This is a genomic window from Nocardioides sp., assembly GCF_035703625.1.
Lineage (GTDB): Bacteria > Actinomycetota > Actinomycetes > Propionibacteriales > Nocardioidaceae > Nocardioides.
The window spans coordinates 1-6,781 of the sequence record NZ_DASSXS010000033.1 but is presented as its reverse complement, the minus strand read 5'-3'; the positions used below and the strand labels follow the sequence as shown (position 1 = coordinate 6,781).

The 6,781-nt window shown below is 72.9% G+C and carries 9 protein-coding genes; 6 read left to right on the top strand and 3 right to left on the bottom strand.

Annotated features, from left to right (window positions below):
* The coding region (locus VFN12_RS01420; RefSeq protein WP_325116759.1) for an ATP-dependent DNA helicase at positions 1–1,027 on the bottom strand (1,027 nt) is incomplete at its 3' end.
* Between the two features lie 142 nt (positions 1,028–1,169).
* Between VFN12_RS01420 and VFN12_RS01415 the strand changes: the two genes are divergently transcribed.
* Positions 1,170–2,636, top strand: coding sequence for a PhoX family protein (locus VFN12_RS01415; protein WP_325116758.1), 1,467 nt, complete (start codon positions 1,170–1,172; stop codon positions 2,634–2,636).
* Between the two features lie 9 nt (positions 2,637–2,645).
* Here VFN12_RS01415 and VFN12_RS01410 read toward each other — a convergent pair whose 3' ends face one another.
* Entirely contained in the window at positions 2,646–2,876 is a 231-nt protein-coding gene (locus VFN12_RS01410) for a hypothetical protein (protein ID WP_325116757.1), read from the bottom strand.
* Between the two features lie 19 nt (positions 2,877–2,895).
* Here VFN12_RS01410 and VFN12_RS01405 point away from each other — a divergent pair, with 19 nt between their 5' ends.
* From VFN12_RS01405 to VFN12_RS01395, 3 genes are all read left to right on the top strand, one after another.
* On the top strand, positions 2,896–3,288 hold the full coding sequence (locus VFN12_RS01405; protein WP_325116756.1) for a hypothetical protein: 393 nt from the start codon (positions 2,896–2,898) through the stop codon (positions 3,286–3,288).
* A 94-nt stretch (positions 3,289–3,382) separates the two neighbouring features.
* On the top strand, positions 3,383–4,081 hold the full coding sequence (locus VFN12_RS01400) for a response regulator transcription factor (protein ID WP_325116755.1): 699 nt from the start codon (positions 3,383–3,385) through the stop codon (positions 4,079–4,081).
* On the top strand, positions 4,081–5,352 hold the full coding sequence (locus VFN12_RS01395) for a HAMP domain-containing sensor histidine kinase (RefSeq protein ID WP_325116754.1): 1,272 nt from the start codon (positions 4,081–4,083) through the stop codon (positions 5,350–5,352). Before VFN12_RS01400 ends, VFN12_RS01395 begins: the two co-directional genes overlap by 1 nt.
* A gap of 4 nt (positions 5,353–5,356) precedes the next feature.
* On the opposite strand, the gene VFN12_RS01390 is transcribed toward VFN12_RS01395, so the two are convergent.
* A complete protein-coding gene (locus VFN12_RS01390) occupies positions 5,357–5,938 on the bottom strand; it encodes a hypothetical protein (protein ID WP_325116753.1) in 582 nt (193 codons plus the stop codon).
* 134 nt (positions 5,939–6,072) lie between these two features.
* On the opposite strand from VFN12_RS01390, the gene VFN12_RS01385 reads away from it, so the two are divergent.
* Both VFN12_RS01385 and VFN12_RS01380 read left to right on the top strand, forming a co-directional pair.
* A complete protein-coding gene (locus tag VFN12_RS01385) occupies positions 6,073–6,570 on the top strand; it encodes a hypothetical protein (protein ID WP_325116752.1) in 498 nt (165 codons plus the stop codon).
* Between the two features lies 1 nt (position 6,571).
* Positions 6,572–6,781 (top strand): hypothetical protein (locus VFN12_RS01380; protein ID WP_414689998.1); only part of this gene is annotated, 210 nt, incomplete at its 3' end.

Here is a 6,781-nt window from a genome sequence, read left to right as displayed (position 1 = left end):
TGACGAAGACGTCCTGCACCGACCCCTTGGCCTGGGTGAGCCCCGGGTCGGCCTCGTCGGAGTCCTTGGGATAGGCCGACAGGCAGGCGCGAGCGGCATCGCGGACCAGCACCAGGGCGTCGGCCAGCTGCTCGGGGACCGCGTCGAACCGGCCCGGCGAGGCGGCGGCGATCGAGTCGGCAAGCGCATCGGCGGCGTCGGCCAGGTCGTCGGCCTCGGAGCCGTCGACGTGCCGCTGGGAGCGGCGGGCCGCACGCTCGACGTCGGAGACGCCGAGCTCGTCGGTCGCGGCCTGGGTCACCCGGGCCACCAGCTCGTGGGCCTCGTCGATGACCACCACGTCGTAGTCGGGGATCATCGGGACGCCCTCGATCGCGTCGATCGCGAGCAGGGAGTGGTTGGTGACGACCAGGTGGCTGCGGTGCGCCTTCTCCCGCGCCAGCTCGGCGAAGCACTCGGTGCCGAACGGACACTTGGCGGCGCCCAGGCAGTCGCGGTGGCCGACGCTGACCTGGCGCCACTCCCGGTCGGTGTGTCGCGGCGCCCGGTCGCGCTCGCCGCTGCCGCCGCCCTCGGCCTCCTCCTCGGCCCACGAGCGCAGCTCGAGCACCTTCTTGCCCAGCGACCCCTCGGGGACGTCGACGAGCGTGCCCTGGTCGTCGGGGACGCCCTCGCGGATCCGGTGCAGGCAGGCGTAGTTGGAGCGCCCCTTGAGTACGGCGTAGCTCGCGTCGAGCCGGTCACCCACCGCCTCGACGAGGCGTGGGATGTCGCGCTCGACCAGCTGGTGCTGCAGGGCGAGCGTCGCGGTCGCCACCACGACCCGCCGGTCGTGCAGCAGGCTCGGGACCAGGTAGCCCAGCGACTTGCCGGTGCCCGTGCCGGCCTGCACGAGGAGGTGCTGGCGGCTCTCCATCGCGCTCGCCACGGCCTCGGCCATCGCCACCTGACCCGGTCGCTCCTGGCCTCCCAGCGCCTCGACCGCAGCGGCCAGCATGTCCTGGACGGGGGACTCGGGCTGCGGCACCTGTGCACCCTAAACCCCGGCCCGGACAGTCCCGTGCGGACCGCCGTCCCGATCTTTCCGGGCACCCCCGGATCGGGCGCCCGGGCATCCCGGAGCTAGCGTGTCCCGGATCACATGACACCCCGTCCGGGAGGGAAGAACCATGGCCGTCGAGCGCCGTACCGTCCTGAAGTCCACCGCTGCCGTTGCCGCCGCCGGTCCGTTCGCCGGGCTGATCGCCTCGCCCGCGCAGGCGCAGAGTGCGCCGTCGGCGGCCAACCTCGTGCCCGTCCCTGACGAGCGTGACAACGTGGTGCGGCTCCACCTGCCGGAGGGATTCCGGTACCGGTCCTTCCACGACACCGAGACGCCGGTGACCCTGACCGACGGCACCAGGCTGCCCGGCCGGCACGACGGGATGGGCGCCTTCGAGGGTCCCGGCGGCACGATCCTGCTGGTCCGCAACCACGAGATCAACAACCCCAGCCCGGCCTTCGGCCCGGGCCGGCCCTACGACCGGATGGGCGGCGGCGGGACCACCACCGTCCAGGTGACGAAGTACGGCGAGGTCGTCCGCTCCTACACCAGCCTCAACGGGACGATGATGAACTGCTCGGGTGGGCAGATGCCGTGGGGCGCCTGGATCACCTGCGAGGAGACGGTCAACGGACCCGACGTCGGCCCCGACTTCACCGGCGCCTCCAACGTGCCGCTGCAGAAGCGGCACGGCTACGTCTACGAGGTACCGGCCAGCGCCTACCCCGGCTCGGGCCAGTCCGACCGCACCCCGATCCGCCGGGCGGGACGCTTCGCCCACGAGGCGGTGTCGTTCGACCCGGTCGGCGGAGCGCTCTACCTCACGGAGGACAACTTCGGCTTCGCCTCCGGCTTCTACCGCTACACCCCCCGCGAGAACCCGATGACCACCGGGTCCCTCGACCGGCACGGCGAGCTGCACATGCTGAAGGTCACGGGCGTCACGAATGCCCACCTCGAGCAGCAGCAGACCCAGGACACGGTTTACCAGGTCGAGTGGGTGCCGATCGCGGAGCCCGACGTCGAGTACCCCTACGAGGAGGGCACCCCGGCGCCGACGCCCAACAACACCGCCCTCACCCACGTCAGCAGCCAGGGCTGGGCCCAGGGTGCGGCGTACTTCTCCCGGCTCGAGGGCCAGGTCTACGACGACGGCGTCGTCTACTTCACCTCGACCCAGGGCGGCGGCCCGGCCGAGCCCGGTTCGGCTGCGGGCGACGCCGGCGGCTTCGGCAACGGCTCCGGCCAGGTGTGGGCCTATGACACCCGGGCGGAGACGCTGCGGGTGGTCTTCCAGTCGCCCGGCCCGATGACCCTCGACCTGCCCGACAACATCACCACCTCCCCGCGCGGGACGCTCGTGGTCTGCGAGGACGGCGCCGGGGACAACTACGTCCGGGGCCTCTCGCCCGAGGGCAACCTGTGGGACATCGCCCTCAACCGGCTCAGGGGCGCGAACGGCTCGGAGCGGTTCAGGGAGGAGTTCGCGGGCTCGACCTTCAGCCCGGACGGGCACACCCTGTTCGTGAACATCCAGGCCTCCAACGGCCTGACCTTCGCGATCTGGGGCCCGTGGGAGGAGATCGGGGTCTAGCTCCGCCGCTCAGTCACCGGTGTCGACCTCGAACCTCGGCGTTCCGCCGACGCACTCCGCCTGCACGCGGGTACGGCGATCACCGTCGTTGCTCTCGAAGTCCACCTGCACCTCCTCTGGGCCACTGCGGTCGATCTCGATCGACCACCCGCTGTTGGGCTGAGCGCCCTCGAGCGAGATCGACCCGCCACGACACTCGACGGTGACCGCTCCGGCGCTCCCCTGCCAGGTGCGGCGCACGCCACTGTCCTGCGTCGGCTTGGGCGAGGACGGCGAGGACGAAGGGGGCGGGTTCTGCGGCGACGACGAGGGCCCCGGGCCGGGGCCAGGGCCAGGTCCCGAACCGGGGCTGGCGTTCACCGGCGGAGGTGGTGACGAGCTCGGCGGGGACGACGGCGGGCGCGCGCCCGGGGATCCGGTGGAGGGCCTGCTCGGTGACCCGGTTGCAGAGCTCGACGGGCGCGGCTGCGACGACTTCTCGGACCTCGGCCTGTCGGGCCGCTCGGACGGCGGCGCCGTGATCGGCGCGCCGGCACCCAGCGGCGCACCGGGCTGGGTCACCACGCCCTGGCCGGCCCGGGAGATCACGGCCCAGACCAGCACGGCACCCACCACGACGAGGACCAGCCAGGCGGAGGCCGCGAGGACGTAGGTGCGGGTGATCCTCATCGCGGCATCCTCTCAGTCAGCACCGCCACGGGACCAATAGGCGGCGCGAGCAGGGGGACAGCCGATAGCGTGAGGGCATGGCCCGCATCCTGGTCGTCGAGGACGACGAGGCGATCCGCATCGCCTGTCGCCGCGGCCTGACCGAGGCCGGACACGCCGTGGCGACGGCCGCCCGTGGGCTGACCGGCCTCGAGCTCGTGCTCAGCGGGGACCCCCAGGTGGTCCTTCTCGACCTCGGCCTGCCCGACGTCGACGGGATCGCCCTGATCTCCATGATCCGGGCGGCGTCGGAGGTTCCGATCATCGTGATCACGGCCCAGGACGACGACCCGACGATGGTCGAGGCGCTCGACAACGGCGCCGACGACTACGTGGTCAAGCCCTTCGGGACCGAGCAGGTGGCGGCCCGGATCCGTGCCGTCCTCCGCCGGTCCGGGGCCACCCAGAGCAGCGTCATCGAGCCGCTGCGGGTGGGCAAGCTGGTCATCGACGAGCGCAGCCGGATGGCCACGCTCAACGGACAGCGCCTCGAGCTGGCCCGCAAGGAGTTCGACCTCCTGCTGGCCCTCGCCTCGCGGCACGGTCAGGTGGTGACCAAGGCCGAGCTGCTGGCCGAGGTCTGGCAGGAGGCGTACGGCGGCTCCGACCGGACCGTCGACGTCCACCTCTCGTGGCTGCGGCGCAAGCTCGGGGAGTCCGCCGCCCAGCCGCGGTACCTGCACAGCGTTCGTGGCGTCGGGGTCCGTCTGGTCGACCCCGAGCACGAGCCGGACTGATGCGTCGTCACATCTCATGGCTGGTCCTGGCGGCCACGACGACCGTGGTCGTCTCGTTCGTGATCCCGCTGTGCCTGCTCGTCCAGACCCTGGCCGAGGACCGGGCGATGGCTGCGGCGGACCAGGAGGCCCGCAACGTCGCCATCCTGGTCACGGGGGGACTCGTCGACAACGAACGTGTGGACGAGGTGGTCAGGGGCCTCGACGCCCCGGGTGGGGCGGAGACTGCGGTGCTGACGGTCGACGGCGAGGTCCTGGGCAACGGCGACCTCGACCCGGACGACCCGGAGGTGCAGCGCGCGCTGGGGGGCGATGCGTTCGAGGTCGTGGACGACTCCGGCGGACGGGTGCTGCTGCCAGTCGTCAACGACCAGGGCACGGCGGTCGTCCGCACCTCCGTCGAGCCGGAGGTGCTGCACGCGGGAGTCACCAGCGCCTGGCTGGGCATCGTCGGGCTGGGTCTGCTGCTGCTGGCGCTGGCCGGCGCCACCGCCGCGTGGCAGGGCCGCCGGCTCGCCGAGCCGCTCCGTGAGGTCGCCGGGACCGCTCACGAGCTCCGCGGGGGAAACCTCGCCGCCCGGGCCCGGGTGAGGGGCACGGCGGAGACCAAGGAGCTGGCCCGGGCGCTCAACGGCCTGGCCGAACGGATCCGCGAGCTCCTGGCGGCCGAGCGGGCCACCGTCGGGGACCTCTCCCACCGGCTCCGCACACCGGTGACGGCGCTGAGGCTGGACGCGGAGGCCGTCAAGGACCAGGCGCTCGCGCGCCGGCTCGGCGATCACATCGCCGTCCTGCAGCGCAGCATCGACGCCATCGTGCGCGAGGCGCGGCGTCCGGTTCGCACCGACCTGCGGTCGGTCGGCGACTTCTCGGCGACGGTCCGCGACCGTACGGCCTTCTGGCAGGTGCTGGCCGACGACCAGGACCGCCCGACCGAGATCGCGATTCCCGAGGCGGCGCTCACGGTGCCGGTGGCTCCGGACGACCTGGCCGACCTGGTCGACTGCCTGATCGACAACGTCTTCGCCCACACACCGGAGCAGACCGCCTTCGCGGTCAGACTCGCCGAGGAGGACGGAGAAGTCCGGCTCGTGGTCTCCGACGACGGGCCGGGCCCGGCCACCCGAGCCGGTGATCGGCTGGGGTCGACCGGGCTCGGCCTCGACATCGCTCGTCGCACGGCGGTCGGCGCCGGAGGGGACCTGAAGTTCGGCCCCGGCGAGGCGGGCGGGACCACCGTCGAGGTGACCCTGCCGCTTGCTGCCGACTGACCTGTCAGTCTTCCTCACGGGCACCGCCGGAGCGGTGAGTGCCGGAACCGGAGGCGACACGGTCACCGTCCTCGTGCTCCTCGGCCTTGGCCTCCGCGCACTCCTCCTCGAGCTCGGCCTTCTCCTCCGCGTCGTCGTAGTCGTGCTCGCGCAGCTTGCGGCAGTCGCTGTCCTCATCCTCGTGGTGCTCACCCTCGCCGGCCGGGTGGCTGGCGGGCTGCTGGGCAGGAGCGACCGGTGCTGCGGGGGCCGGGGCGGGAGCCGGTGCCGGCGCCTGCGGAGCTGCCGGCGCGGGGGCGGCCTTCGGCGATGCGGGCGCGGCCGGTGCCGGAGCCGCGGCCGGGGCCGGGACGGTCACCGTCTGGACCTGGGTGGTGACGCACTTCCCGCCCTCGAGGACCGCGGGTGGGGTGCAGGGGGCGTACCGTACCTTCGCCTGGGGGGCACGAGCCTTGGGCGTGGCGGCCGCGGGAGCGGCTGCCTCGGTCTCAACCTTCGCGGGTGCGGTGGCTTGGTAGACCGCGACACCTCCGCCTACTCCGGCGACGGTGGCGGCTCCAGCGACGAGCATGCTTTTCAAGTTCATGGCGGAGATGTCACACGGAGATTCCCTATGCGCACATCTCCGCAACATCAAGCCTTCCTCAAGCCGGTTGACGCATAACGGATCCTTAACGCGACGTTGAGGCGCTCTTGCCTGCGTCCGAGGACTGTTGTGGCATGAGTTACAGCCACCGCCACCGAGACCGTTACCGCCTCGCCGTCACCGCCGTCACCGGCGTCGGCACGGCCGGTGCCCTGACCGCCACCGGGTGGCTGGTCGGGGTCACCGCCCAGGACTTCGCCGCCGAGCAGGCAGCCAAGGCCGAGAAGGAGGCACAGGCCGCCGAGGCCTGGGCCAAGAAGTACGCCCGCCAGCAGGCCAGGTACGCCAAGGCCCAGGCGGCCGCCGCTGTCACCCTCAAGCAGCGCCCCTACGTCACCCGCACCACGACACAGTACGTGCAGGCAGCCGGGGCCACCGCAGCTCCCGGATCGGGCGGCGCCGTCGCTCCGGTCAGCTCCAGCTCGTCGGGCGGCGCCGTCTCCTCCGCTCCCGCCCCGGCCGCCCCGGCCTCCGCCCCGGCTCCCGCCCCGGCCGCCCCGGCTCCCGCCCCGGCCGCCCCGGCACCGGCTCCGCCGCCTCCCCCGCCGCCGGCACCGAGCAGCGGTTCCTGACATGACGACGACGCACGCGCGCTTCGACGCCCTCGGCACCTACGCCTTCCTGGCGGTACGCCGCCCCGGAGGGCTGGCCGACGCCGTCCGCCTCGCGAAGCGGGTCCTGTCCGAGATCGACGCGACCTGCAGCAGGTTCCGCGACGACTCCGACCTGACCCGGGCGAACCGGCACGCGGGCAGGTGGGTCGACGTCGACCCGCTGCTCGTC